The following is a 24,704-nucleotide window of genomic DNA, read 5'->3' as shown; positions in this document are numbered from 1 at the left end:
AATACTATTTAATATTTTGTTTGGAGGAATCCATCAATGAGTATCGTCACGAAATCGATCGTGAATGCTGACGCAGAAGCACGTTATTTAAGCCCCGGCGAATTAGACAGAATCAAAGGATTTGTAGCCTCTGGTGAAACTCGTTTGCGCATCGCTGAAACCTTAACTGGCGCTCGTGAACGTATTGTTAAAGAAGCTGGTGATCGTTTATTCCAAAAACGTCCCGATGTAGTTTCCCCCGGTGGAAATGCTTACGGTGAAGAAATGACCGCTACCTGTTTGCGCGACATGGACTACTATCTACGTCTAATCACCTATGGAGTCGTAGCTGGTGACGTTACTCCCATCGAGGAAATTGGTTTAGTAGGCGTTAAAGAAATGTACAAATCTTTAGGTACTGACGTAGGTGCAGTAGCTCAAAGTGTGCGTGAAATGAAAGAAGTTGCAACTGGCATGATGTCTTCTGATGACGCTGGTGAAGCCGCTTCCTACTTCGATTATGTTATCGGAGCTATGCAATAGGTTTTAGCTAAAAATCCCTAAACCCTATTTGGTGCTAAATAATTTTAGTCCTGCAAAAACAATAAGCAAAACTTTATTAAGTAGAAAAGGAAACAACAATGCAAGACGCAATTACTGCTGTAATCAACTCCTCTGACGTACAAGGCAAATACCTTGATGCTAACGCTTTAGGCAAATTAAAAGGATACTTCCAAACTGGAGCTCTCCGTGTTCGTGCTGCTAGTGTTATCAGTGCTAACGCTGCTACCATCGTTAAAGAAGCTGTAGCTAAATCCTTATTATATTCAGATGTAACTCGTCCAGGTGGTAATATGTACACCACTCGTCGTTACGCTGCTTGTATTCGTGACTTAGATTACTACCTCCGTTATTCCACCTATGCTATGTTAGCAGGTGACGCTTCCATCTTAGATGAGCGTGTATTAAATGGTTTAAAAGAAACCTACAACTCTTTAGGTGTACCTGTAAGCTCTACCATTCAAGCTATCCAAGCTATGAAAGAAGTTACCGCTAGTTTAGTCGGTGCTGATGCTGGTAAAGAAATGGGTGTTTACTTCGATTACATCTGCTCTGGTTTAAGCTAATTTATTGACGCTTAAAACTTAACTAAGGTTAGGAATGTCTGGAGTGAGTGCTAGTTTGGTAAGACTGTTTAACAGTTTGATTGATTTAGTATTGACTCTCGACTCCTAACCGTTGTCATAGAAATTTTTAAAATAAATTTATTTTAACAGGTTCGATCGAGGTAGTTTCGTTACTCGATGGATAAAAAAATTAAATACGAGATTTAATCATCAAGGAGATAAATCCCCATGAGAATGTTTCAAGTCACCGCTTGTGTGCCTAGTCAAACCAGAATTAGAACCCAAAGAGAATTACAAAATACTTACTTCACTAAATTAGTTCCTTATGATAACTGGTTTAAAGAGCAACAAAGAATCCAAAAAATGGGCGGTTCTATTGTTAAAGTAAAGTTAGTAACTGGTCGTGCTGGTACTAATACTGGTTTATTATAATTAATATTCAGATCATGTCTGAGAGAAAATGAGGGTAGAAATTCAAGATTCTGCTCTTATTTTTTTTGCAAATTTTACAGTGTTACCTAGACAAGAAAGATTGCTATAATGTTATAATTTCATTAATCAAAATAAGATTAAATGTATGAATAAAACATCCTATTTTCAAGAAGCGATCGATACTGTAGAAAATCTTACTTGTGAAGAACAAAAGATGTTAATACAAATTATCCAAAATAGATTGCATGAAGAAAAAAGAGCAGAATTAATCGAAGAAATTAAACAAGCAGAAAAAGAATACAAAGAAGGGAAATTTAAAAAAGGTTCAGTGAAAGATTTAATGGCAGAGTTAGATTTATGAATAATTTGATTTGGAGTGATAATTTTAGCCGTAAAATAAAAAAGTTACTACGCCAAAATCCAAAATTACGTTCTTTAATTGAGCAAAAATTAGAAGAAATTGCAGAAAATCCATTTAATGCGAATCTAAGAACACATAAATTAAAAGGTGAATTATCTGATAAATGGTCATGTTCTATTGATTATAGTAATCGAATTATTTTTAAGTTTATAGATCATCCTAATTCTGAAGAAAAAGAAATTTTATTATTAACTATTGGTTCTCATGATCAAGTATATTAAATAATTTAATACATTTCGTACTTCAATAATGTGCAAGAAATACCACCGTTATTAATGGGAATACGGCGAGAAGTGCGCAAACCGACTTTTTTACTTAATTCTTTATTCCCCGTTAAAACATAAGCAGTCCAACCTTTAAAACGTTGCTTAAACACATCTCCTAATAACTTATATAAGGGAAATAAGGCTTCTACTTCCGAGATGCGTTTGCCATAGGGAGGATTACAAATGAGAATGCCTGATTCCGCAGGGGCGACTATATCCACTAAATGTTGTTGATAAAATTTGACTTGATCTGAGATATTACAGGCTTTAGCGTTACTTTGAGCTTGTTTAATTATGTCTGCATCCGCATCTGTGCCTATCATGGGGGTTAAATGGTCTTTTTGACTCATTTTTGCTTCTTTTAACAGATTTTCCCATAATTGAGGATCATAATCTGTCCAGTTTTGAAAACAGAATTTTTGACGATACAATCCGGGCGCGATATTTAATCCCATGAGAGCCGCTTCTAATATAATTGTACCAGAACCGCATAAAGGATCGACAAGGGCTTGATCTGGTGTCCATTCGGTGATGTAAAGTAAGGCGGCTGCTAAGGTTTCTTTGAGGGGTGCTAATCCCATGGCTGGGCGATAACCTCGACGATGGAGGCTGTCTCCTGTGGCATCAAGGCTCAAAATGCAGTTATTTTCTTGAATATGGGCGTTTATAACTATATCTGGTTCAATAGTATCTACGTTCGATCGAACTCCTTTTTTTTCTTGTTGTTGATCTACGATGGCATTTTTGATTTGAATAGCGGTAACATGACTATTATTGAGTTGTGGGTTTTTGCCCGTGCAACGAACTGCTATAGTTTGATGGGGTTGTAAATATTCTGACCAATCGATCGATCTCACATTACGATATAATTGCTCTGGATTATTACTTTGGATATTATGTATCGGTTGCAACACTCGAAAAATAGTTCTACCCCAGAGGTTAACTTTATATAATAAGGCTCGATCGCCTTCAAAAGAAACCCCCGTAAATTCAGGTTCAACATTTTTTGCCCCCAACTTAATTAATTCTTGGGCGGTAATTTCTTCTAAACCTCTGGCGGTGGTAGCAAAATAAGATATAGTCACGATGAAAAAAACGATAAAGTATTAAGTATTAGATGTTAGGTGCTAAGTAAAGAATTGATAAAAAACTTCAAATATTTAACTGTTTCCTATTTTCTATGTTTAATAATATATCATATATTTTAGGTTATGTTCGATCGAAATAGTCAACCCATGAATAAGAAATCGTGATTGCTATTTTAAAGGTAAATTTCTCATCAATTATAACATTTTTAATTATCAATTAAAATAACTTAATGTTAAAAAAAGTCGATATAAGTTGGAAATATAATTTTTGGTTACGGACATTTTTTATTATCATATCCCTGATTATTTGTTGTTTATTATTATTAGTAAGAATAGCAGGATTAGAGCTAATAGGTATTACCCCTAATTGGTTATTAATTTGGTTAATCACTTGGAGTGTGAAACGTAATTTATGGCAAAGTCTCGTTGCTGGAATTTCTTTAGGGTTAATTTGGGATAGTTTAACAGGATTTTTTCCCTCCCATATTTTGGGCTTAATTATTGTTAGTTTATTTACCCATAATGTTTATAAAGATAAGTATGTCAAAGAAGACGTAATTTCTCTTACTTTAATTGTTTTTGGTATGGCAATTATTAATGAAACAATTATCGCTTTACAATATAGTATTCAAACTCAAATACCTTTGATAGATATATGGTTAAATTATCAAAAAAATTCTTTAACTTCTGCTATTATTAGCAGTTTATGGACACCTTTAATATACTATCCCCTTAATTATATTCTCAGTCCTTTACCCTTAATTTTAAGATGAACTAATTTGAGCAGAAATCAACCTTAAAATTTCTTCCAATGAAATAGGAGTATAGGGAAAAACAGAATCTTCTGTGTCATCATGTAGATGATGAGGAAAAGTCTTTATCCCAGGATGATGAGGTGCATTATCCCAACGCTTAATCAGTTTTCCTTTTTTTGTTTGCCATGAAAACTATACTTAATGATGTTTATTTCTGTTAATTGAACTTCAAAAAACTCAAACATCTCTAAAAAACTGTTATCTTTTAAGGTGAGTCGGTATCGCCAGAATCCTTTGTTTCCCTGTATTTCTTCCCTCAGAATTTGAAAGGTAATTATCTCTGGACAAAGTGCAATAAAAGATTTTACTAAAGCTAAATAATCTTCAGGGTTGATCATAATCCTTGTTGTAATTTACTGATCTTTTTTAAAATATCCTTGCGTAATTCCCAGAGACTAAACCATTCAAAGAAATCTATATTATCCCCTAATATTCCTGCGTTAAATTCCTGCAAAAACTGCTCGGAGTCCAAATGATAAAGCTGCTCAAATTTGCGAATGTCTTCATCATAAATCGCCAATTTTTTCTGATGACGAGTTAACATTACACCAAGAATTTGCCCCAAGATTCGATCTAATTCTGTGGAATCACTACAATTTTCACTCAGTAACTCTAAAATTCACAAAATTTATCCTAGCACATTATAATTTTACAATAACTTATTGTCGGCGATCGCTAATACTATTGTTGATGCTGGAGAGGTGAGTGAATCTGAGTAAAGTTAACTTTTGATAACGGTGGAGGTGTCTTTTTGAGTTGAGATGAACTTGCACCAATAAAGTATAATTAATTTTAAGTTGGGGTTGGCATCACCTAACGATCAAACCCTTTGGTATTCATGCCAAAGAAACTCATGGCATAATTTTAATGCGGATGAGGGTATGCCACAGTGATATAATCGTTAAATTTAAGAAAATAATACTCGTTAATAAAATGAGCATAGTTAGTCAAGTTATTCTCAAAGCTGATGATGAATTACGCTACCCCAGTAGCGGTGAATTACAGGGAATTAAATCATTTTTAGATTCTGGTTTACAACGGTTGAAAATTGCTGAAACTCTAGCAGAAAACGAGAAAAAAATCGTCGAGAAAGCTAGTCGGGAGTTATTCAGAAAACGCCCTGATTTCAGAGCCCCCGGTGGTAATGCGTCAGGTCAAAAACAGTATAATCAATGTATCAGAGATTTTGGTTGGTATTTACGTTTAGCTACCTACGGAATCTTAGCTGGAGATAAAGAACCCATCGAAAAAATTGGCTTAATTGGGGTCAAAGAAATGTATAATTCTTTGGGAGTTCCTTTGAATGGAATGATTGAATCAATTCGTTGTTTGAAAGAGGCTTCTTTAGCTTTACTCAGCAAAGAAGAAGCCCTAGAAGCTGGGGCTTATTTTGATTATATGGTTCAATGTATGGCTTAGTTTTTTAACGAGCTTTTAGTAAGGGCTTCTGCCCTTAATATTTTCATAATTAAAAGTATTGAGAGTTAGTTGTTATGCCAAAATCTTTCAGTAAAATAACGGAAAATATTTCTTGGCTCGATACAAATTTACTGCTTTCTTTTAGTCTTTTTTTCTGTACTTATGGTGTCGTAGGATGGACGATCGCTAAACCGGCTAATCATTGGGCGATCGTAATTAGAGAACAAAATACTATTATTAATTTACTGATTGAAGAGAATTTTTTACCTTTAATTATTAAATTATTAATACTCTTAGCAACAGTTTTTATTTCTTTAATTTTAAGCAGTCCTTTAGTGTTAATTACTTTTATTTTTGAAGAAAGTATTAACTCTGATTTAAAGGCTTTTATTGCTATTTTATTCTGGTCGATCGTACTGGTATTTGTTTTTTGTTCTTTTGATTATTTTTCCCATTTATTAGTAATCGTATCTAGTAATATTTTACTGCGTTTAGATTTACAAAAACTTAAATATAAAAATTGGCAAATCGTTACTTTTATTTTTATTGTCGCTTCTACAGCCTTTTCTTTGGGCTTTATTTTATTCAATTTTTTTTATCCATCTTAACTATTCGTCAACCTCACTGAATTATAAAATTAATCGATTAGTAAGGGGCGTTTTTGTTGGGTTTCGTTTCCTTAACCCAACCTACACATTGGTTAATTGTTAGCTTCTTTTATTGACTCCAATAACACTGCCTCTGAAATTATAGTTAGTACCGTCAAGTTCTAAAACCGTACCAATTTTGATTTTTTGGTTAGCTAATACTGCACCATCATTAGTCATTTGTCCTTTTCCACTGGTTAACATTAACATATCGGTACTGAATGCTACAATAGGACGAGGATCAAGTACCGCTTTTACACTACCGTCAGGTTGACTGGCGATGATATAGTTAGGTAATTCTTCTACCGATTCTATATTTAATGTGCCTGAAGGTTCATTTCTGACAATAATCTTGACAGTACTATCTTTGAGAGAAGCAAGAAATTCGGGAGCATTTTTGACACTTAAACCCCTTACTAATACATTTAACTCGATCGTGTCACTTGCTCCACTTCCCACTTGGGCGATCGAACCTGTAGGACCGGGTACAATAAAGATACCGATCAAAACTAAAAGAATAACTGCGATCGCACCTAAATCTAGTATATTTACTTTACCGAATAAACGACCTTTAGAGTCAATAATCTTCATAGAAATTCAATTATAAAAACAAACTTTTCCAAATATAACTTAGAACTTGCCTCAAGAGAAATGAGGAATGATTTATTAATTATGAATTCTCAATTCTCAATTCTCTAAGATGCTGTTTCGAGGATTAATTTCGATCGTTTAACATCTTCGGGAATATCTATAGGATAATGACCATTAAAACAAGCAGTACAGAAATTTTGAGGGTTTTCGTTAGTAACTTTTAACATCCCTTCTTGAGATAAATAAGTCAAAGTATCCACTTCAATTTGTCTTCCTATTTCTTCAACTTTTTTCGTCGCAGCGATCAAATGATCTTGACTATCGGTATCAATACCATAAAAACAAGGATGAGTTACAGGAGGAGAAGAAATTTTCATATGTACTTCTTTCGCCCCTGCGTCTCTCAAGGCACGAACTATTTTACGACTTGTTGTACCTCGCACGATCGAATCATCAATAATAATGATCCGTTTTCCTGCTAAAACATCCTTGAGAGGGTTTAGTTTCATTTTAATTCCATGTTCTCTCATGTGCTGAGTCGGTTGTATAAAAGTTCGCCCCACATAGCGATTTTTAATTAACCCTTCTTGATAGGTAATCCCTGTATAACGAGAATAACCGATGGCGGCAGGAATCCCCGAATCAGGTACACCCATTACCATATCCGCATCAACTAAAGACTCTTTCGCTAATTGTTCCCCTAATCTTAAACGATAGGCGTAAAGACTATCATTACCCATAATACTATCAGGACGAGCAAAATAGATCATCTCGAATACACATAATTTATGTTCGGTTTTTTCTGCCCACTGAATGGAAGTTAAACCATCTTCAGTAATCCAAACTAATTCCCCCGGTTCAACATCCCTGATATAATCAGCACCAATAATATCGAGGGCGCAGGTTTCAGAGGCTAAAACGTAGCGAATGGGGTTGCCTTCTTCCACCATTTTACCAATTACTAAAGGACGAATACCATAAGGGTCTCTTGCCCCAATTATACCCACAGAAGTACCAATTACTAAACTATAAGCTCCTTTACACCATTTAAAGGCACTAATGGCAGCTTCCACCCAATTTTTACCTGTATCGACTTCTTTGCCCATCATTAAGGCAATCATTTCTGAGTCTGTGGTAGTGATAAATTCACAATTACGCTTGTTTAATTCTTCTCGTAATTCTACGGTATTAACTAAGTTTCCATTGTGGGCAAGAGCCAGTTTTCCTAACCTTGTGTTAATAACAGCCGGTTGCGCATTTGCTTGTAAACTAGAGCCTGTGGTAGAGTAACGGGTATGTCCTACGGCAATTTTACCCGGTAAATTATTTAAGATGGACTCATTGAAAACCTGAGATACTAAGCCCATATTTTTATAACAGTAACAGGCTTCTCCGTCAAAGGTGGCTATTCCTGCGGATTCTTGTCCTCGATGTTGTAGTGCATATAAACCAAAGTATGCTAATTTGGCTACGGTTTCTTCTGGTGCATAAACACCAAAGACTCCACAGGCTTCTTCTGGTTTATCTCCTCTTTGACTGAGGGAATGTCGATCGATCATATTGTATTGATTGTCCTTCATATTTTGTCCGAGATTTTTCTCTACCTGCTCAGTTAAATATTTTTATTTTGCACAAGGTCAATCTTAACAGACTTTAAGGGTATTATTTTTATTTTCTTTAACCAATTCTTAAACAATCCGATGACTTCTCCTTATAAATCAGCAGGGTTGTTTCAAAGTAAGTTGATAAAAATGTTGGGGAGTTAGGGGATTAGGGGATTAGGGGATTAGGGAGATTTTTTACTTACACATTTTAACTAATAATAAATCTTGAAATAATCAATTGATGATAGTAAATTATCAAAACTTATTACTTATTACTTATTACTTTCTCTTAACCAAAAATTTGAGACACAAATCTTATGTTTATGGATACAAATCTTATGTTTATGGACACAAACCTTGTGTTTATGGACACAAACCTTGTGTTTATGGACACAAACCTTGTGTTTATGGACACAAACCTTGTGTTTATGGACACAAACCTTGTGTCCCTACTTTCTAATTTTTTAAACAGAAATACTCACGGGAGTACGACTTTTTTTCACTTCGTATTCAGATTTTTTGATTAAAGATTCTCCTGTCATTTCTTGGGGTTTCGGTAGTTGCAAAATTTCGAGAATTGTGGGTGCAATATCTGCTAGTTTACCGTTTTCTCTGAGTTTGACGTTACCACCATGACCAACTATTTTACGCCCTTCTCCTTCTACTAAAATAAAAGGTACTTGATTTGTGGTGTGGGCAGTCCAAGGATTACCGTTTTCATCCTTCATGTATTCTGCGTTACCATGATCGGCGGTGATCAATACTGTACCACCAACTTGGTTAATGGCTCTGAGGAGTTTTCCTAAGCAATGATCAACGGTTTCGATCGCACTCTTAGCGGCTTCTAATTTGCCTGTATGACCTACCATATCTGGGTTAGCGTAGTTGATCACCACAAAAGAGTAAATACCCTTAGTAATGGCTTTAGAGGCTACCTGCGTTAACTCTACTGCCGACATCGCAGGAGCTTTGTCATAGGTTGCAACCATAGGACTTTGTACTAATTCTCGATCTTCTCCTTCTAAGGGTTGCTCTAATCCACCGTTAAAGAAGTAGGTAACATGGGGATATTTTTCTGTTTCTGAGGTACGAAATTGTTTTAATCCTGCGTTGGCAATCACTTCCCCTAAAATATTGGTTAATAATTGAGGCTCAAATACCACTTTTACGGGTAAATTAGGATCATATTGGGTAAAGGTGACAAAATGAAGGTTTTTAATTTTTTCCCGTTCAAAACCGTTAAAGTCATCCATGGTGAAAGCATAACATAGTTCTCTGGCTCGATCTGGACGGAAGTTGTAGAAAATGACTCCATCTCCTGATTCTACTGCACCTTGGGCGATGCGTGTCGGTTCAATAAATTCATCATTGATGTTTTCCTTGTAGGTGTCTTCCATGACTTGTACTGCGGTTCTACCATCTCCTGTACCGTCTATGGTATATAAATCATAGGCTTTTTTGACTCGATCCCAACGGCGATCTCGATCCATCGCATGATAACGTCCGCAAATAGTGACAATTTTACCTAAGCCAATTTTAGCAATATGTTCTTCAATGATTTTGACATAATTGATACCATCATTAGGGTTCGTATCTCTCCCATCGGTGATAACGTGAACACAAACCTCAGAAACACCGTGTAATTTAGCTAAGTCTAGTAAACCGAGCAAATGATCTATATGAGAATGGACTCCGCCATCGGAACATAATCCCATAAGATGTAATTTACCTTGAGACTTGATTACATTCTGACAAATTTCCTTTAATGTGGAGTCTTGAAAAATTGAACCATCTTCTACAGCGTCGGATATTCTTACTAATTCTTGGGGAACGACTCGTCCTGCTCCTATGTTCAAGTGTCCTACTTCTGAGTTGCCCATTTGTCCATTAGGTAAGCCAACGGCTTTGCCTGATGCGTTGATAAGAGTCTGAGGATAAACTTCTAATAAACTGTCCATCACTGGGGTTTTTGCCAGTGCGATCGCATTATCCTCTGAATCTTCTCGATAACCCCAACCATCTAAAATTACTAATACGACGGGAGAAACTGCTTGTGGAGTCATAATATTTACTCTGTATCAAATATTTATAGTATAAACTGTAAAAATAGTTGCAATTCGATACTAGAATAATAACATTGACCTTAGTTACTGTAAAACATTTTTCAAATTTACCTGACATTATCTGAGAGTGAACTATAAAATTTATTGATTAAAGACAAGGTGTTAGGTATTCGGTATTAGGTAAAGAACTGATAAAAAACTATCCTTTCGATTGACTAGGACACTCAGGGCAGTAATAATTGATTTTCACCAATTATACTCAGGAAGGGAATAAAAGATACTGGTGAAGGTGGGCAACGGGCAACAGAGGTTTTTGAAACACTCATTACGAACTTAAACAAAAAAAGAATTAGCCATATTTACTAAGACTAATTCTCGATATTTTTTATCTTCAATTAAATAATATTAAGCAAATTTTTTATTTGAGATAATAACGTTTTTCTGCTTCTAATTGATTCACTAATGCGGTTTGCCCTTTGGATTTAGCTACTTCTAAACGACGTTCTAAAGTTTCTAATAAAGAGTTTCTGTGGGCTTGTCTGGCACTTTCTACTGTTTTTGGATTAATCATATTCTCACCTCTAATGTAATTATATAAATGATTTATTTTGTTTGGGATATTTTTAGATCAACCGCAACTTTACTGTAACGGACGCAAACCTTGAGTTTGTTACTGGACGCAAACCTTGGGTTTGTTACTGGACGCAAACCTTGCGTTTGTTACTGGACGCAAACCTTGGGTTTGTTACTGGACGCAAACCTTGCGTCCCTACTAAAAATATCAATGATACGGAAATTTAATTATTCGAGTCCAACTTGTTTCGCTGATCTTTCTAACATACTAGCTTGACGATTTTGTTTGCGTTGACGATTATCAACCATTAACAAACGTGCTTGTTGACTTATTGAACCGAGATTGTTATTTTGTTTAGCGTTCATAATGTCGCCTCCTCTAATTTTTGATGGGTTTAGATTTGAGGCGCGTTCCTTCAAAAGATTTGAGCTTTTTACTTCCGTCTGTGTAAACAGATGAACGATTTATCCTTACTCTTTAAATATAACGAAAAAGTATCCAATTTGACAACTCTTTTTTTCAAAAAGTGCAGAATTTCTTAATTTATCTCAAAACTGAAGGTTAAAACCCTGTTTAGTACTCCATTTCAGCTATTGTTAAGAATGATTAATCATAGAACGATCGAGATAAATATAAGATAATGAAGATATTAGTAGATTGTAGTTCAATGCGGGATTGTCCTAGTGGGGTGGGATACTATACCTATAATTTGATTAAGGGTTTAAAAGCCTTAGAGGATGAGACAAATTACTCTGTTAATATTTATCGACAGCCTTCCATGTCTCAGTGGTTAAAGTTAGATCGTACACTACCTGAAACTTTGCGAAATATTAATCCTGTCAAGTTTTTGCCGTTTCCCGTGACGGTGAGTAATTGGTTGGGTAAATCCGCAGGGTTGTTTATACCTCAGCACGATGGATTTTGGCAGGATGTGGATATAATTCATGGTACTGATCATTATGTCTATCCTTTTCCTGATGCAAAAAAAGTGATGACAATTCATGATTTAACTTTTCTTAAATTTCCTTTTTATAGTAGTAAAATTGTTAAAAGTTACACAGAAAGAATTAAAAAATGTTTGCAGTGGACAGATTTAATTATTACTTTTGCTCAAAGTACCCAACAAGATATTATTGACTATTTCGGTATCAAAAAAGATAAGATATTTATTACCTCAGAAGCAAGTCGATATAATACTAATTATTTAGATAATAAAAATATTGAGGTTATTAAAACTAAAATAAATTATGATTTTAGCGAACCTTATATCTTATTTGTCAGCACGATCGAACCGAGAAAGAATATAATTAATTTAGTAAAAGCCTTTAATTTACTCAAGAAAAAATATTTGATTCATCATCATTTAATATTAGTGGGACAAAAAGGCTGGAATTATGAAACAATTTTTACAGAAATCGAAAACTGTGAATTTAAACAAGATATACACCATTTAGGCTATTTATCTGATGATGAAGTCGCCGTTTGTTATCATTTAACAGATGTGTTTGTCTATCCTTCTTTTTACGAAGGTTTTGGTTTACCCGTATTAGAAGCCATGACGTTAGGCGCGCCTGTTATTACTTCTAACACATCATCATTACCTGAAGTTGCGCGAGATTCTGCTTTGTATGTCAATCCAGAAGATTATATTTCCCTCGCAGAAACTATTTATCAAGTTATTAGTCAACCAGAATTACGACAAGAGTTAATTATCAAGGGAAAAGCTCGATCGAAATTATACTCATGGCATAGAGTAGCACAAGAAACCCTCCAAGCCTATCAATCAATTTTGTAGAGAAAATTGTCAATATTAAAACCTCCCATTCCTTCGGAAGAAGGATGTCTCAAAAGACTGGGAGGCTAGTTGATAGTTGACTTATACGGGTTAAAAGAATTAACCCAAGTTGACAGTTGATAGTTATATTATAACTAATCTTCAGACAAAATATTCTAGTGAGGTTGGTATAGCAAAGGGTGTTAGGGGATTCGGGAGAGGGGATTCGGGGATTCGGGAGAGGGGATTCGGGGATTAGAGGATTAGGTAAAATTTGTTAATTGTTAAGATTTTGTAATTCTTCTCTTAATATAATAATTTCGTTGGTAAGTTCATTGATACTACCATTTGGATTATTTTCTAAGGTAATTTCTATGTTTTGGGGAGATTGATTTTTATGATGGTAGCCTTTAAAGAATTGTTCTATAATTTTTTTAGCTTCCTGTTCTGTCATTGTACCTTTTTCAGACCATGTTTGAGATTTTTCTTGCCATTGAACATTTAAGTCTGATAAAATTTGACTGCGTTTCTGATTATCCTGTAAGGTTTCTATGGCTTCTGCCGTTGCACCAAGGGCTGTTCTAAAACCTTGTTGGACTATATTTAATAGAGTATTGTTTTCCATGTTGTTCTATTTTTAGGTTCGATCGAGTAATTGTCAATATATAGTAATGCTATCTCAATTTTAAGAATTGCTACTGAAAATTAGTAGGGTGGGTATTACCCACCATTTGATGACGAAAGTCATGACTACGAACTATAGTCTATTTTCGATCGAATTTGCCCAAGTATCAGTAATAATTTTAACATCTAAATTAATGAGATTATGGATAGTTAAATTAGAGCCTTTTACTTGTCCTATTTTATGCCAATTATTGCCCAATTTACTATGTAATAAGGCTTCCCAATTAGCTTGATTTTCAGGATTAACAGAGACAATAATTAAACTCGCTAATTCTCCAAATAAAACACTATCTAAACGAGAGTCAATACTTGGTAAATTCACCTCACAACCTAACTTACCACTGATACAAGACTCCCCTAAGGCAACGGCAACTCCCCCCTCACTGACATCATGGGCAGATTTTACCATGCCCTGACTAATGCCTTCCCGACAAGCCTCCTGCACTTGTTTTTCTAATTCATAGTCTAACTCAGGAGGTTTTCCTGCGATGGTATTGTGAATCGTAGCAAGATATTCTGAAGCGCCCAAACTAGGTTTAAACTTCCCTAGCAAATAAATCAAGTCGCCCTCTTTTTGCCAACCTTGCCCACAAATTTTGTCGATGTCGGGGATTAAACCCACCATGCCAATAACGGGAGTGGGATAAATTGGTTGGGGATTGCCCTCAGAGTCGATCGTCTCGTTATACAATGAAACGTTACCACCAGTAACAGGGGTGTCAAACTCTCGACAAGCCTCCGCAATGCCTTGACAAGCGTGGTGTAATTGCCAATAACCGATGGGTTTTTCTGGACTTCCGAAGTTGAGATTATCGGTAATGGCGATAGGTTGCGCCCCGACACAACTCAAATTACGAGCGGCTTCGGCAACCGCTAATTTTGCCCCTAAATTCGGCTCTAAATAGACATAACGGGGGTTACAATCCGTTGTAGCGGCGATGCCAGTCTTGGCTAACTCAGGTTTACCGTTAACAGGGCGCACTCTGATAATAGACGCATCCGCTCCCCCGGGCAACATTACCGTATTGTTTTGCACTTGATGATCATATTGACGATAAATCCACCGTTTTGAGGCAATACTAGGGGTATCTAACAAAGTTAATAAAATTTGCTCCCAATTTTGCCCATTGACTCCTTTCTCCTCAACTTCTGGTAATTCTGCTTCTGTCCATGCCCATGCTGACGTAGCATATTCTGGAGGATTTGTCAAGACTTCATGGTGATAAATTGGTGTATTATCAGCTAAAGCGGTGGAAGGCACTTCGGCTGCGATCGAACCTTGATGTAATATGCGAACGATGGGTTCATCGATAACAGTACCTGCGACAACGGCATGGAGTCCCCATCTTTCAAAGATTTCGATTAATTCTTGCTCTCTCCCTTTATGGGCTACAAAGAGCATTCTTTCTTGGGATTCCGACAGGAGATATTCGTAAGGTATCATACCTTTTTCCCGTGCTGGAATTTTGTCTAAGTCTAACTCAATCCCCACTCCTCCTTTTGCCGCCATTTCTGAAGTGGAGCAAGTAATACCTGCTGCCCCCATATCTTGGGCAGCTACTACCGCCCCCGTTTTAAAGGCTTCTAAACAGGCTTCAATGAGGGATTTTTCGAGAAAAGGATCGCCTACTTGTACTGCGGGTCGATCGTCCAGTGATTCATCCGTCAATTCGGCACTGGCAAAACTAGCCCCCCCCATGCCGTCTCTCCCCGTAGTTGATCCCACATACAGCACGGGATTCCCAATACCTGAAGCCCCTGATTTAACTATATCATTGGTTTCCATAAGTCCGATCGCCATAGCATTAACAAGGGGATTGCCACTGTAAGCAGAATTAAAATAAACCTCTCCCCCAACGGTAGGTACGCCCACGCAGTTACCATAATGTGATATACCCTCTACAACTCCTTTAAAAATGCGTTTGGTGTGAGGATTGTCTAAGTTACCGAAGCGTAAGGAATTGAGAATGGCGATCGGACGCGCACCCATAGTGAAAATATCTCTAAGGATACCGCCCACCCCTGTGGCTGCTCCCTGAAAAGGTTCGATCGCGCTAGGATGGTTATGGGATTCAATTTTGAAAGCAACTCGTAAACCATTACCGAAATCCACTACCCCTGCATTTTCTCCGGGTCCGACTAGAATTCGATCGCCTTCTGTGGGAAACTGAGATAAAAGAGGCTTAGAGTTTTTATAACAACAATGTTCTGACCACATTACCCCAAACATACCTAATTCTGCTTTGTTGGGATGTCTGCCTAATCTTTTGACGATGTCTTCATATTCAGCAGGTTTAATGCCTTCGGAGGCGATTTCTTGGGGGGTAAAGGGTACTGACATATTTTTTCTCATTGATTGACTTAATAACAATATACCAGTACGATCGGCAATGAGCAAGATTGTTAAGGGGTAAAATTATTGATAAAATACAAAAAATATTGTACTATTAATAATTGTTCAAATTAATAACGGTTAATATACTCATCAAGGTTATAATCTGATGTTGCAAAATGTATAGTTGCCTCTTGCCTACTTGCCTTTTGCCTACCTTCACCAAACTCAAATTATGCCCTCGCCAAGTATAGTTGCAAAAACAACAGATAATGAGTTATGATAGTAAAGCGTATTTTAAGGGTGCGTAGCTCAGATGGATAGAGCAACTGCCTTCTAAGCAGTCGGTCACAGGTTCGAGTCCTGTCGCACCCGTGTTTTTTTATGCCTATTTTTCAAGGCTTTCATTTTCTGTCAACTATTTTTTAACTAACCTTATTCTCATTTTATTCTCAATTTATTCATAATCACTATAATTTTATTAGTAATCAAGTAGATTTGTATCACTTGATAGACAACTAACAAAATGAAATTAACCTTTTTCTTCCAAAATATTTTCTATACCTCTTAAGTTATTAATTAAATAACAACACTGATCGATCGACAAATCATAAAATGAATTAATAGAGTTATTGCCTAAACCTTTACGAATATAGGTCAATATTGATTCTTTATCAGCAATATTATTAATCTTTAATTCTTTATATAAAAATTTTCTAGCATCTTTTAATTGCTTTTCATCATTTTGAGTTTTGTCATCTTCATTTGGGGGGGCATTTAAGTTGTCTTGATTTTTTTCAAGTTCATTACTGTTTAGTGATGATTCATCATTTTTTGCAGAAATTTGTAAAGTGTGCGATTTTAATTGATCCGTTTGATCCTTTGATCCATCTATTGATTTATAAGGGTTTGAGCTTGGATCAAATAAAGGATCATTTAATGATTTTAATTGATCCATACTTTTCTCCAATGGATCAAACTCTTTTATTTGATCCGTTTGATCCTTAGTTTGATCCTTATTGTACCCATTGCTGTATAAGGTTTCTAGTTTTGGATCAAATGGATCAATTAAATTCTCAAACCTTACAGAAAAATCAGAAGTAAAATCTTTGACCCAAAGTCTGATCGTTTTTCCATCTTTTTTTATTGGTTTATTTTCCCATCCTTTTTTACGCAAAATTTGACCTATTTTAATCTCATGACCACGATTAATATCTTTCAATTCAAATTGAAAAACTTGTTTTAAAATATCTTTACCACTAATACCAATTGTTTCAAAACCTTGTAAGTAATTATCAAGTTCTGGACAATCCCATGTACTCTGATATAAATACTCTTTGTTTAACTGTTCACTTTGTTTTTGATACTTTTCTTCTAAGTACCAAAATTCACCTTCCAAAAATGCTTTTTTAGCTTGATACCAGATAGCATCACGAAATTTAATTACCTTATCCGTATCAATTTGGGTGTTAACTGGAATAACCCAAAATCTTCTATTACCAGTAGTATCCACTAAAAACTCACATTCATTAACTGAACCGACCATGACACATTGACGTTTAATACTACGACTTGATCGTGCATAAGGTTCTCTGAAAGTGTCCACTGACTTACTTAAAAAGGCTTTTAATTCACCACTTGCCTTTTTATTGGTGATTGTCTCAAATTCTGCTAACTCACAACACCAATTTTGATGAGCGATTAGGCGGAAACATAGGGTTCGTGTCATGAGGGGCAGTGAGAAGCTCAAAGCTATACTTAGCAATAGTTTTAGTCTTTTTTCTTCCTTGACTGTTAAGAGTCTTTTTTCCTCTCAAATGATAAGTTTTACAAATATGTTAATAAATAACCATTTGACAAATATTAAATAGTATGCAGTTATAAATATTTTTGAAGATAGACCTTTTCCGACTATTGTGAGATTTGTTAGATCTGCAAATTGTGAAAATAATTAATGCTCAAGAAAAATTGGCAAACAGAAGAGCTAATCGAAAATTGGACACTTATTCCCCAAGAATTAAAATTACTAACTAATAAGATTGGTGGAAATAAAATAGGTTTCGCTATAATACTCAAATATTTTCAACTAAGGGCTCGTTTTCCTGATACTTCGGAACAAATACCTGATTTAATAATATCTTACATTGCTAATCAACTTAATATTCCTGTTAGCTCTTACTCAGACTATAATCCTCAAGGACGTAGTGCAAAAGTTTATCGAGCTGAAATTCGGACTCTATTTAACTTTAGAACAGCAACAACACAGGATAGTGAACAAATAAGCAATTGGCTGATAGCGGAAATTATTCCCAACGAACAAAAAATTGAGTCCATCAAAGAAATTGTTTATCAAAAGTTTCGTGAATTACAAATTGAACCACCTACCGTCAATAGAATAGAACGCTTAATTCGTCATGCTTTATCAGTATCGGAAAGTCAATGGTGTAATCAGGTAACATCAAAATTAACCACGATAATCAAAGAGCAAATTGATATTCTTCTCAAAACGGATGACAATAATGAAGATGAATCAACATCTTCTCCAAAACTAAAAACCTCCGACTTTGCCTTTATTAAAACAGATCCAGGTCCAGTGGGCTTAGATACCTTTCTCACAGAAATTGAAAAACTAAAACGAATTCGAGCCGTAGGATTACCCACAGATTTATTTCAAGGAATATCAGCCAAAATCATTCAAAAATACCGTCAAAGAGCCGCCACAGAATCTCCCTATGACTTACGACAACATCCCGAACCAATACGCTACACACTAATGAGCGCTTTTTGTCACCAACGTAGTCAAGAAATTATCGATAATCTAATTGAAATTCTCATCTCAATTATTAAACGCATTGGCACAAGAGCTGAAAAACGTATTCAAAAAGAAATGATTGAAGACTTTAAACTCGTAAATGGAAAAACTAATATCCTTTTTCGTATTGCCGAAGTAGCCCTAGCTAATCCTGAAGGAGTGATTCAAACCGTAGTTTATCCTGTTGTTAGTCAAGAAACCCTGAAAAACCTAGTCAAAGAATATAAATCCACCAATACAGCCTATCGCCAAAAAGTTCATACTGTGATGCGTAGTTCCTTTGCTACCCATTATCGTCGGATGATACCCCAACTATTAGAAGTGCTGGAATTTCGCTCTAATAATGACATTCACCGCCCCATAATTTTAGCCTTAGAACTGCTTAAAAAATACACTGATAGTAAAGCTAAATATTATGACTTGGAAGAAAAATACCCATTGAAGGGGTATTAAAAACAGGTTGGAAAGATATTATTATTGAAAAAACCGATGACGGCAAAGAAAGGATTAACCGCATTAATACGGGTATAAATAGCGAAAATTATCATGATTTACTTTATGTACGCCGTCGCTACATTCAAAAAGACCAACTTAGAAGTGCTATAGCCTCGGTAGTTAATGCTATTTTTGAGATTCGTAATCCTGAAATCTGGGGGGAAGGAACTACCACTTGTGCGAGTGATAGTAAACATTTTGGTTCATGGGAGCAAAACTTAATGAGTCAATATCATCTGCGTTATGGTGGACGTGGGGTAATGATTTATTGGCACGTTGAAAAGAAATCTACTTGCATTTATTCTCAGTTAAAAACTGTATCTTCATCGGAAGTGGCAGCAATGATTGAAGGGGTTTTACGTCATTGTACTGATATGGATGTCAAGAAAAACTATGTTGATAGTCATGGACAAAGTGAAGTAGCGTTTGCTTTTAGTCACTTACTAGGATTTCAGTTAATGCCTCGACTCAAAAGGATTAAGGTGCAAAGGCTATATCTTCCCGACTTGGGTCAAAGTAATAGCTATCCTCATTTACAGCCGATTCTGACTCGCCCAATTAATTGGGATTTAATTCGCCAACAATATGACCAGATGGTAAAATATGCTACAGCCTTAAGATTAGGTACAGCAGAGACTGAAGCTATTTTAAAACGATTTAATCGCTCAGCCTTGAAGCATCCTACTTATTTGGCGTTGTTGGAGTTGGGTAGGGCAGTGAAAACCATTTTCCTGAGTGAATATTTGAATTCAGAAGCTATCAGAAGGGAAATTAATGAAGGTTTGAATGTGGTGGAAAGATGGAATGGTGTTAATGATTTTATCTTCTACGGTAAAGGTGGTGAGTTTGCCTCTAATCGCCTAGAAAGTCAAGAGTTATCCGTATTGTCTTTACATTTATTACAAATTAGTTTAGTCTATGTTAATACTTTAATGATTCAACAGGTTTTAGCTCAATCTCATTGGCATTCAAGGCTTAATCAAGGGGATTTACGGGCAATTACCCCTTTGATTTTTAGTCATGTTAATCCCTATGGTACGTTTAAGTTAGATCTTAATGAACGTATAGAATTACTTTTTTAGTACTGAAGGGCAACTATAAAATTTATTGATAAGGAAAAAAGCCATATTAAGCGAGTGCAACGCATCTAAACCTTATTATCACTAATTTGTGTTAATCCATCCAGAAACCTTGAAAACGTTTTGGTGAAATTTCAGTATAGCGAACTGTATGCTGAATGTTTTTATGCCCTAAGTAAGCCTGAATTACTCTGGTATCATAACCTTGACTCGCTAAATAAAAACCACAGCTATGACGTAACATATGAGTTGGACTCTATTCAGGGACGAAAAATTAACTCCTCATACTACCTATTTTAAATGACTTCCCCATAAATAGGCGAAAATGGGCAAGTTTGATTCAAATAACTTATCAATCAAGCCTTAAAACTAATTTATTTGTACTATTTTTTTGAAGACTGCCCCTCATGACACGAACCCTATGTTTCCGCCGATACTATCAGGAATACCCGCCGCTATTCCATTAGCATTTCCTAATTTTCTATTCGTATGTGTTTGACTTATTTTTCTTTGTAAATATTTTTCTGACCATTTTTCTAAGTTACTTTTCCCACGATGAACAAATTGTCTATAACCATAATTTTTTAATCGATTTATAAATCTAGGAATATTTTGTTTTATCTCTAATACTTCTAATAAATTAGGGTAATTTGGATGTATAAAAGGTAAACAAATTTTATGTCCTGTTTTAGCGGTTTTATTATCGTCATCAGTATAGTTTCCAATATACAAATAATTATTGTAATTATCAGGATCAGAAATTGCTCTAAATATTGTATGGTCATCACTTTGTTCTGATAAATCTTGTGAAGGAATATAATCTTTATCTAAATTTTTAGCGGATAACAATTCACCAATTCTTAATCCGAAAAGAACTTGCATTGAAAAAATAAATGCCCAAAATTCTCTTTCTTCTTGATATTGATTATCTTCATTTATTATTTGTTGTCTAAATAGGATAAATTCGTCAATAGTTAAAGGTGATTGTTTTTGATGTTTATGATTAGGATTACGTTTATTTTTACTAACTTTTAACTTACTTAATTTTTTATGTATTGACTCTAATTCATTATATTCACATAGTCGAAGAAATGCTCTTAAACAATCTTGAAATTTTCTTTCATTTTTATTATCACAATATCCAAATAAAGTATCATAAAGTATTTGATAGTTAACGGTTTTGTCTAATGGTAATTTATTAAAGTATCTCCCATTTTCCCGATCATAGCTTTTCTGATCGGACTCACGATCCTCTTTTCTAGGTAAACCTCTTTTATCAGGAACGCTAAAAAATCCTTTTCTAACTTTCTCTATAGCATCTTGGAAGGTAATTAAATCATTAAAAGCCTTTTGATTAATACCCTTGATATTTTGTTCATACCAATCCCAAAAATCAATTTCCGACTCATAATTCTTTAATTGTTGATCAATTAAAATTGCTTTTTCTAAGCAACGATTTAATCCTAATATAGTATAGTTTTCACCAGTCGCATATTTACTTCTTGATTTATATTTGGTGCTAAATTGAAAATATAGCCTTTTGCCATTGACTAACAAAGATATTCCTTTTGGCATTTGACTTTTGATAAATTTACAATAATCAATAATTTCCTGATAACCTTTATATTCATTATTTTGTTTTTTGCTCATTTCTTGCTCAACGATAATTAGATAAAGATTTGAAATCAATATAAACTAAAAAATTAAATAGCTATAGTTTAACAAAAATGTTATCATTTGAGTTCGATTCCCCTATACTCCATAGCTGTACAGTGCCAAATTAATTGTCATCGATGACAAATTACTGTCATTGTGCCAAATTAAGTGTCGTGATGACAAATTCATGTCGTTGAGGTGGTAGTGACAAATTAATGTCGTTGAAGAAATTATAAGGTGAGATCGCAGCACTCCTTTCAATCTATCCTAAGTTAATTATACTGTATTCATTTAGTTTATATTGCGATCGTAACTAATATTTGCAATCAGTGACATGGACAAACATTGATTGAAACCTCCCTGTACATCGTTGAAACCCAAAAATCATTAACTTTCAATCAACCCCAGAGGGAAACATTGATTGAAACCCCTATGGTTCAGAAGCCTTATAACAATGCCTACTTGCGGAAGGCTCTGGGTAAAAGTTCATTTCAGCCAAGACACGATGATTTTTGATTGAAAAGAAAATCCCAAAACAATTGATATACATAGCTTCTATCGATCGCATAAGGGGTAACTTTTTAATTTCCCATCAAGACGTAAACAGAATACAATCTCAAGGATAGATTCCTCCTTGATCGGAGGTGGTTCAGTGCCATCACTATAGTACGTCTATCCCCTTTTTGCTGGGTGCACACCTTATTCCCTACAGAGTAGGCAGCATCAGGGTGGACAGTCACTAGGGTCAGAAAGCACATCTGTTATGATACAGACAAACTAACCCTCATTTTACATAGCACAGAGGTCGAAACATGAGCTACGGTGCGATTGATATTCAATTTTCAAGGTTCTATAATCATTCCAAAGTTAATATTGCCATTTGTTTGGCTTTTTCTTGGGGGCTACCTCGAATGGGTTGTTTTACTTCTTGAATCAAAATATCTAACTTCAAGGCTTGAAGTTGAATACTATCGATTAAACGTCCATAACTCCAATGGTGAATATTGATTCGATAATTCTTCAAATATTTTTTCTGAGCTTCTTTACAATTTGGAATCTTCGCCTCGGCTTTTGCTTCTATCTCAGCTTGAATGGAATCTCGAATATTTTTCAAGTTTGGGAGAAGTATTGTACTAGCTTGATACTGCGTGGCTATTGAAACAATACTTTGAGCTAATAAACGATCGAGATACTGCCCTAACTCCGACTCTTGTTGAGTGAAAAAATCAGAAGAATTTTGTCTCTGGGTTTTATGTCTTTGATGAGAAAGTCTTTGCTTTTGCTTACGTTGACGATTAAGCACTTGATAATTATTATCTAATAGTTGTTTCGTGCTTCGATAAGTTAAAACTTCTTGCGAAGACATATTGAACACAGCAATAGTTGCAGGGTATTCTAAACTCATGGAAACAGCAACCACAATATTTTGATTCCCTTGATATAAAGGTTTACTTGGACGGGGGAAAGAATTATCAAGACGAGCGAGAGTCGATTGTTTGCGTTTGATAAAAGCATCTTGAGTTTTAGTTCGCTCACTTTTATTATTCATAGCATCAATGAGATTAACAACCTCTTTCACCTTCTTCTGTCGAACTAATTCCGTACCTTCTGCCGTCTCAAAACAAGTATCTAAAGCGCAATATAGAGTCAAATGATTATTTTGCCATGGTTCTTGTTTGCCCTCATGTTCTTGCCAGAGCAACATTCCTGAGCGTAGAGTAAATAAAGAGCTAGAGTGTTGATTTTTTCCTTTTCTTTTGACTTCCTGATCCTCATAAAAACGCTCAAACCATTTTAACTGCCGTTGATCACAATAGATTTCAAAAACAAGTTTACCCAAGCCATTAAAAGTAACACACAAACGTCCTTTTTTGTTCTTACTCCATCTTAAATCTTCATTGGTATTGAACATAACAGGATAAGGTACAGACTTGGATTGTCTAAGTAATTGATCTTGCCATTGTTTTGCTTCCTCATCAGTTTGTGGAATTGTATCAGAAACGAAATTTAGTATTTCTAACCATGAATCATTAGTAAGATTTCTTCCCATTGGGGGGTTAGAATCTATCTTATTTTGCAATTTCTCGATCTTAATCCGTAGTTTACGGCGACGTTTCTGAAATTTTTGATAATCTTCGGGTTTCTCAGGAAGTTTACGTCCATTTTTAAGTAAGTAAGATATTGCCGATCAAGTTAGTAAATCTGATGTCGATTCATAAGTCTTAAAATAGTCATCGGGAGAAGAATCTTTTAAATCTTTATCGAACAATTCTCTAGCCTTGACTCGAATATCCGTTAAGGAAAAATTAGTTTCATTCTTCAATTCTGTATCACTCTTAAACATCTCAAACCATCTTTGCTGTCCTTGCAACTGAAAACGTAAACGTCTCTGGGTTCGCAAGTAAGATTTATAAATATAATCAACAAGAGTTATGGCACTATAATAAAAACGAGATGGTTGTCCTTCAAATTCGGCTCTTTGTTTTAATTGATCACATAGTTTACTAATTAAACCTGATGGTAATTTACCTAATTCGCACCATTGTTCCAAGTCTTCATGTTGAGATAGTTCTAATAGTAACTCACTGATCAAGGGTGTATTCTTCTGCGACATCAAGTTCCAGAGTTGATGACGATTCGATTTACTACTAATTAGACGACAATGAATAGTGATAACAGCCATTTCCAGAATAACCCTAGTTAGTATTTTTGTTCGACCTTAATGTTTGAATCTGATTCTAACAAACTTTTTTCAAACTGTCTAGTATTTGTTTAAAAATAACATAATGTTATCATTAAAATAATAATAACGTAAAAGTCTGCTTTTAGGTACAATAAAAATCTAG

The 24,704-nt window shown here is 35.1% G+C and carries 23 protein-coding genes, 1 tRNA gene, 2 pseudogenes and 1 riboswitch; of the genes and pseudogenes, 11 read left to right on the top strand and 15 right to left on the bottom strand.

The window, feature by feature from the left end; translation table 11 throughout:
• Nucleotides 1-36 precede the first annotated feature (36 nt).
• The 5 genes from SYN6308_RS00275 to SYN6308_RS00255 all read left to right on the top strand — a co-directional run bounded on the left by SYN6308_RS00275 (nt 37) and on the right by SYN6308_RS00255 (nt 2,180).
• Entirely contained in the window at nt 37-522 is a 486-nt protein-coding gene (locus SYN6308_RS00275; protein ID WP_017292419.1) for an allophycocyanin subunit alpha, read from the top strand.
• 98 nt (nt 523-620) lie between these two features.
• A complete protein-coding gene (gene apcB / locus SYN6308_RS00270; protein ID WP_017292418.1) occupies nt 621-1,106 on the top strand; it encodes an allophycocyanin subunit beta in 486 nt (161 codons plus the stop codon).
• A 228-nt stretch (nt 1,107-1,334) separates the two neighbouring features.
• Entirely contained in the window at nt 1,335-1,538 is a 204-nt protein-coding gene (locus tag SYN6308_RS00265; protein WP_026101830.1) for a phycobilisome linker polypeptide, read from the top strand.
• A 145-nt stretch (nt 1,539-1,683) separates the two neighbouring features.
• Nucleotides 1,684-1,899 carry a hypothetical protein gene (locus tag SYN6308_RS00260; protein WP_017292416.1) on the top strand — a complete coding sequence of 72 codons (216 nt, stop codon included), beginning with the start codon at nt 1,684-1,686 and terminating at the stop codon, nt 1,897-1,899.
• Nucleotides 1,896-2,180: a type II toxin-antitoxin system RelE/ParE family toxin gene (locus SYN6308_RS00255; RefSeq protein WP_017292415.1), complete on the top strand. Its 285-nt coding sequence runs from the start codon at nt 1,896-1,898 to the stop codon at nt 2,178-2,180. The genes SYN6308_RS00260 and SYN6308_RS00255 overlap by 4 nt, the downstream gene beginning before the upstream one ends.
• A gap of 5 nt (nt 2,181-2,185) precedes the next feature.
• Here SYN6308_RS00255 and SYN6308_RS00250 read toward each other — a convergent pair whose 3' ends face one another.
• Entirely contained in the window at nt 2,186-3,310 is a 1,125-nt protein-coding gene (locus tag SYN6308_RS00250; RefSeq protein ID WP_017292414.1) for a THUMP domain-containing class I SAM-dependent RNA methyltransferase, read from the bottom strand.
• Between the two features lie 233 nt (nt 3,311-3,543).
• Here SYN6308_RS00250 and mreD point away from each other — a divergent pair, with 233 nt between their 5' ends.
• Nucleotides 3,544-4,086, top strand: coding sequence for a rod shape-determining protein MreD (mreD, locus tag SYN6308_RS00245; RefSeq protein WP_017292413.1), 543 nt, complete (start codon nt 3,544-3,546; stop codon nt 4,084-4,086).
• On the opposite strand, the gene SYN6308_RS25940 is transcribed toward mreD, so the two are convergent.
• Genes SYN6308_RS25940 through SYN6308_RS00235 form a run of 3 tightly spaced genes read right to left on the bottom strand, consistent with a single transcriptional unit; the run spans nt 4,078 to nt 4,672 of the window.
• On the bottom strand, nt 4,078-4,230 hold the full coding sequence (locus SYN6308_RS25940) for a toxin-antitoxin system TumE family protein (RefSeq protein ID WP_390091403.1): 153 nt from the start codon (nt 4,228-4,230) through the stop codon (nt 4,078-4,080). The two genes, mreD and SYN6308_RS25940, sit on opposite strands and share 9 nt — an antisense overlap.
• Nucleotides 4,230-4,466, bottom strand: a complete 237-nt coding sequence (locus SYN6308_RS25235; protein ID WP_017292412.1) for a hypothetical protein — start codon at nt 4,464-4,466, stop codon at nt 4,230-4,232. The genes SYN6308_RS25940 and SYN6308_RS25235 overlap by 1 nt, the downstream gene beginning before the upstream one ends.
• Nucleotides 4,463-4,672 carry a hypothetical protein gene (locus tag SYN6308_RS00235; RefSeq protein ID WP_017292411.1) on the bottom strand — a complete coding sequence of 70 codons (210 nt, stop codon included), beginning with the start codon at nt 4,670-4,672 and terminating at the stop codon, nt 4,463-4,465. The genes SYN6308_RS25235 and SYN6308_RS00235 overlap by 4 nt, the downstream gene beginning before the upstream one ends.
• A 389-nt stretch (nt 4,673-5,061) precedes the next feature.
• Between SYN6308_RS00235 and SYN6308_RS00230 the strand changes: the two genes are divergently transcribed.
• Entirely contained in the window at nt 5,062-5,547 is a 486-nt protein-coding gene (locus SYN6308_RS00230) for an allophycocyanin subunit alpha-B (RefSeq protein ID WP_017292410.1), read from the top strand.
• 74 nt (nt 5,548-5,621) lie between these two features.
• Nucleotides 5,622-6,155, top strand: a complete 534-nt coding sequence (locus SYN6308_RS00225) for a hypothetical protein (protein ID WP_017292409.1) — start codon at nt 5,622-5,624, stop codon at nt 6,153-6,155.
• A 99-nt stretch (nt 6,156-6,254) separates the two neighbouring features.
• Here SYN6308_RS00225 and SYN6308_RS00220 read toward each other — a convergent pair whose 3' ends face one another.
• From SYN6308_RS00220 to SYN6308_RS25055, 5 genes are all read right to left on the bottom strand, one after another.
• Complete coding sequence (locus tag SYN6308_RS00220) at nt 6,255-6,785, bottom strand: DUF4330 domain-containing protein (RefSeq protein ID WP_017292408.1); 531 nt, start codon at nt 6,783-6,785, stop codon at nt 6,255-6,257.
• A 104-nt stretch (nt 6,786-6,889) separates the two neighbouring features.
• Complete coding sequence (gene purF / locus SYN6308_RS00215) at nt 6,890-8,365, bottom strand: amidophosphoribosyltransferase (RefSeq protein ID WP_192816143.1); 1,476 nt, start codon at nt 8,363-8,365, stop codon at nt 6,890-6,892.
• Nucleotides 8,366-8,853: 488 nt separating this feature from the next.
• Nucleotides 8,854-10,452, bottom strand: a complete 1,599-nt coding sequence (gpmI, locus tag SYN6308_RS00210) for a 2,3-bisphosphoglycerate-independent phosphoglycerate mutase (RefSeq protein WP_017292406.1) — start codon at nt 10,450-10,452, stop codon at nt 8,854-8,856.
• Between the two features lie 418 nt (nt 10,453-10,870).
• Entirely contained in the window at nt 10,871-11,023 is a 153-nt protein-coding gene (gene pirA / locus SYN6308_RS25060) for an arginine synthesis PII-interacting regulator PirA (RefSeq protein WP_017292405.1), read from the bottom strand.
• A gap of 230 nt (nt 11,024-11,253) precedes the next feature.
• Nucleotides 11,254-11,391: a hypothetical protein gene (locus SYN6308_RS25055; RefSeq protein ID WP_017292404.1), complete on the bottom strand. Its 138-nt coding sequence runs from the start codon at nt 11,389-11,391 to the stop codon at nt 11,254-11,256.
• A gap of 39 nt (nt 11,392-11,430) precedes the next feature.
• A riboswitch (Glutamine riboswitch) is annotated at nt 11,431-11,490 on the bottom strand.
• A 173-nt stretch (nt 11,491-11,663) separates the two neighbouring features.
• Between SYN6308_RS25055 and SYN6308_RS00195 the strand changes: the two genes are divergently transcribed.
• Nucleotides 11,664-12,821 (top strand): glycosyltransferase family 4 protein, encoded by a 1,158-nt coding sequence (locus tag SYN6308_RS00195; protein ID WP_026101828.1) that lies wholly within the window; start codon nt 11,664-11,666, stop codon nt 12,819-12,821.
• A 256-nt stretch (nt 12,822-13,077) separates the two neighbouring features.
• Here the strand turns inward: SYN6308_RS00195 and SYN6308_RS00185 are convergent, their stop codons facing one another.
• Nucleotides 13,078-13,425, bottom strand: coding sequence for a hypothetical protein (locus SYN6308_RS00185; protein ID WP_017292402.1), 348 nt, complete (start codon nt 13,423-13,425; stop codon nt 13,078-13,080).
• A 132-nt stretch (nt 13,426-13,557) separates the two neighbouring features.
• Nucleotides 13,558-15,825: a phosphoribosylformylglycinamidine synthase subunit PurL gene (purL, locus tag SYN6308_RS00180; RefSeq protein ID WP_017292401.1), complete on the bottom strand. Its 2,268-nt coding sequence runs from the start codon at nt 15,823-15,825 to the stop codon at nt 13,558-13,560.
• A gap of 292 nt (nt 15,826-16,117) precedes the next feature.
• On the opposite strand from purL, the gene SYN6308_RS00175 reads away from it, so the two are divergent.
• Nucleotides 16,118-16,191: transfer RNA gene (locus tag SYN6308_RS00175), tRNA-Arg, on the top strand.
• A gap of 157 nt (nt 16,192-16,348) precedes the next feature.
• On the opposite strand, the gene SYN6308_RS00170 is transcribed toward SYN6308_RS00175, so the two are convergent.
• Nucleotides 16,349-17,545: a VapE domain-containing protein gene (locus tag SYN6308_RS00170; protein WP_017292400.1), complete on the bottom strand. Its 1,197-nt coding sequence runs from the start codon at nt 17,543-17,545 to the stop codon at nt 16,349-16,351.
• A gap of 225 nt (nt 17,546-17,770) precedes the next feature.
• On the opposite strand from SYN6308_RS00170, the pseudogene SYN6308_RS26065 reads away from it, so the two are divergent.
• Nucleotides 17,771-20,205: pseudogene (locus tag SYN6308_RS26065) on the top strand (Tn3 family transposase).
• Nucleotides 20,206-20,296: 91 nt separating this feature from the next.
• Here SYN6308_RS26065 and SYN6308_RS23660 read toward each other — a convergent pair.
• The 3 genes and pseudogenes from SYN6308_RS23660 to cas12k form a co-directional block, all read right to left on the bottom strand.
• Nucleotides 20,297-20,446, bottom strand: coding sequence for a tyrosine-type recombinase/integrase (locus tag SYN6308_RS23660; protein ID WP_083879508.1), 150 nt, complete (start codon nt 20,444-20,446; stop codon nt 20,297-20,299).
• A 161-nt stretch (nt 20,447-20,607) separates the two neighbouring features.
• On the bottom strand, nt 20,608-21,891 hold the full coding sequence (locus tag SYN6308_RS00160; RefSeq protein WP_144051360.1) for a site-specific integrase: 1,284 nt from the start codon (nt 21,889-21,891) through the stop codon (nt 20,608-20,610).
• A gap of 823 nt (nt 21,892-22,714) precedes the next feature.
• Nucleotides 22,715-24,541 (bottom strand): annotated as a pseudogene (gene cas12k / locus SYN6308_RS00155) (type V CRISPR-associated protein Cas12k).
• Nucleotides 24,542-24,704: the final 163 nt, after the last annotated feature.

Origin of the sequence: Geminocystis herdmanii PCC 6308, assembly GCF_000332235.1 — a bacterium.
Classification (GTDB): domain Bacteria; phylum Cyanobacteriota; class Cyanobacteriia; order Cyanobacteriales; family Cyanobacteriaceae; genus Geminocystis; species Geminocystis herdmanii.
This window is presented reverse-complemented; position numbering and strand designations above follow the sequence as displayed.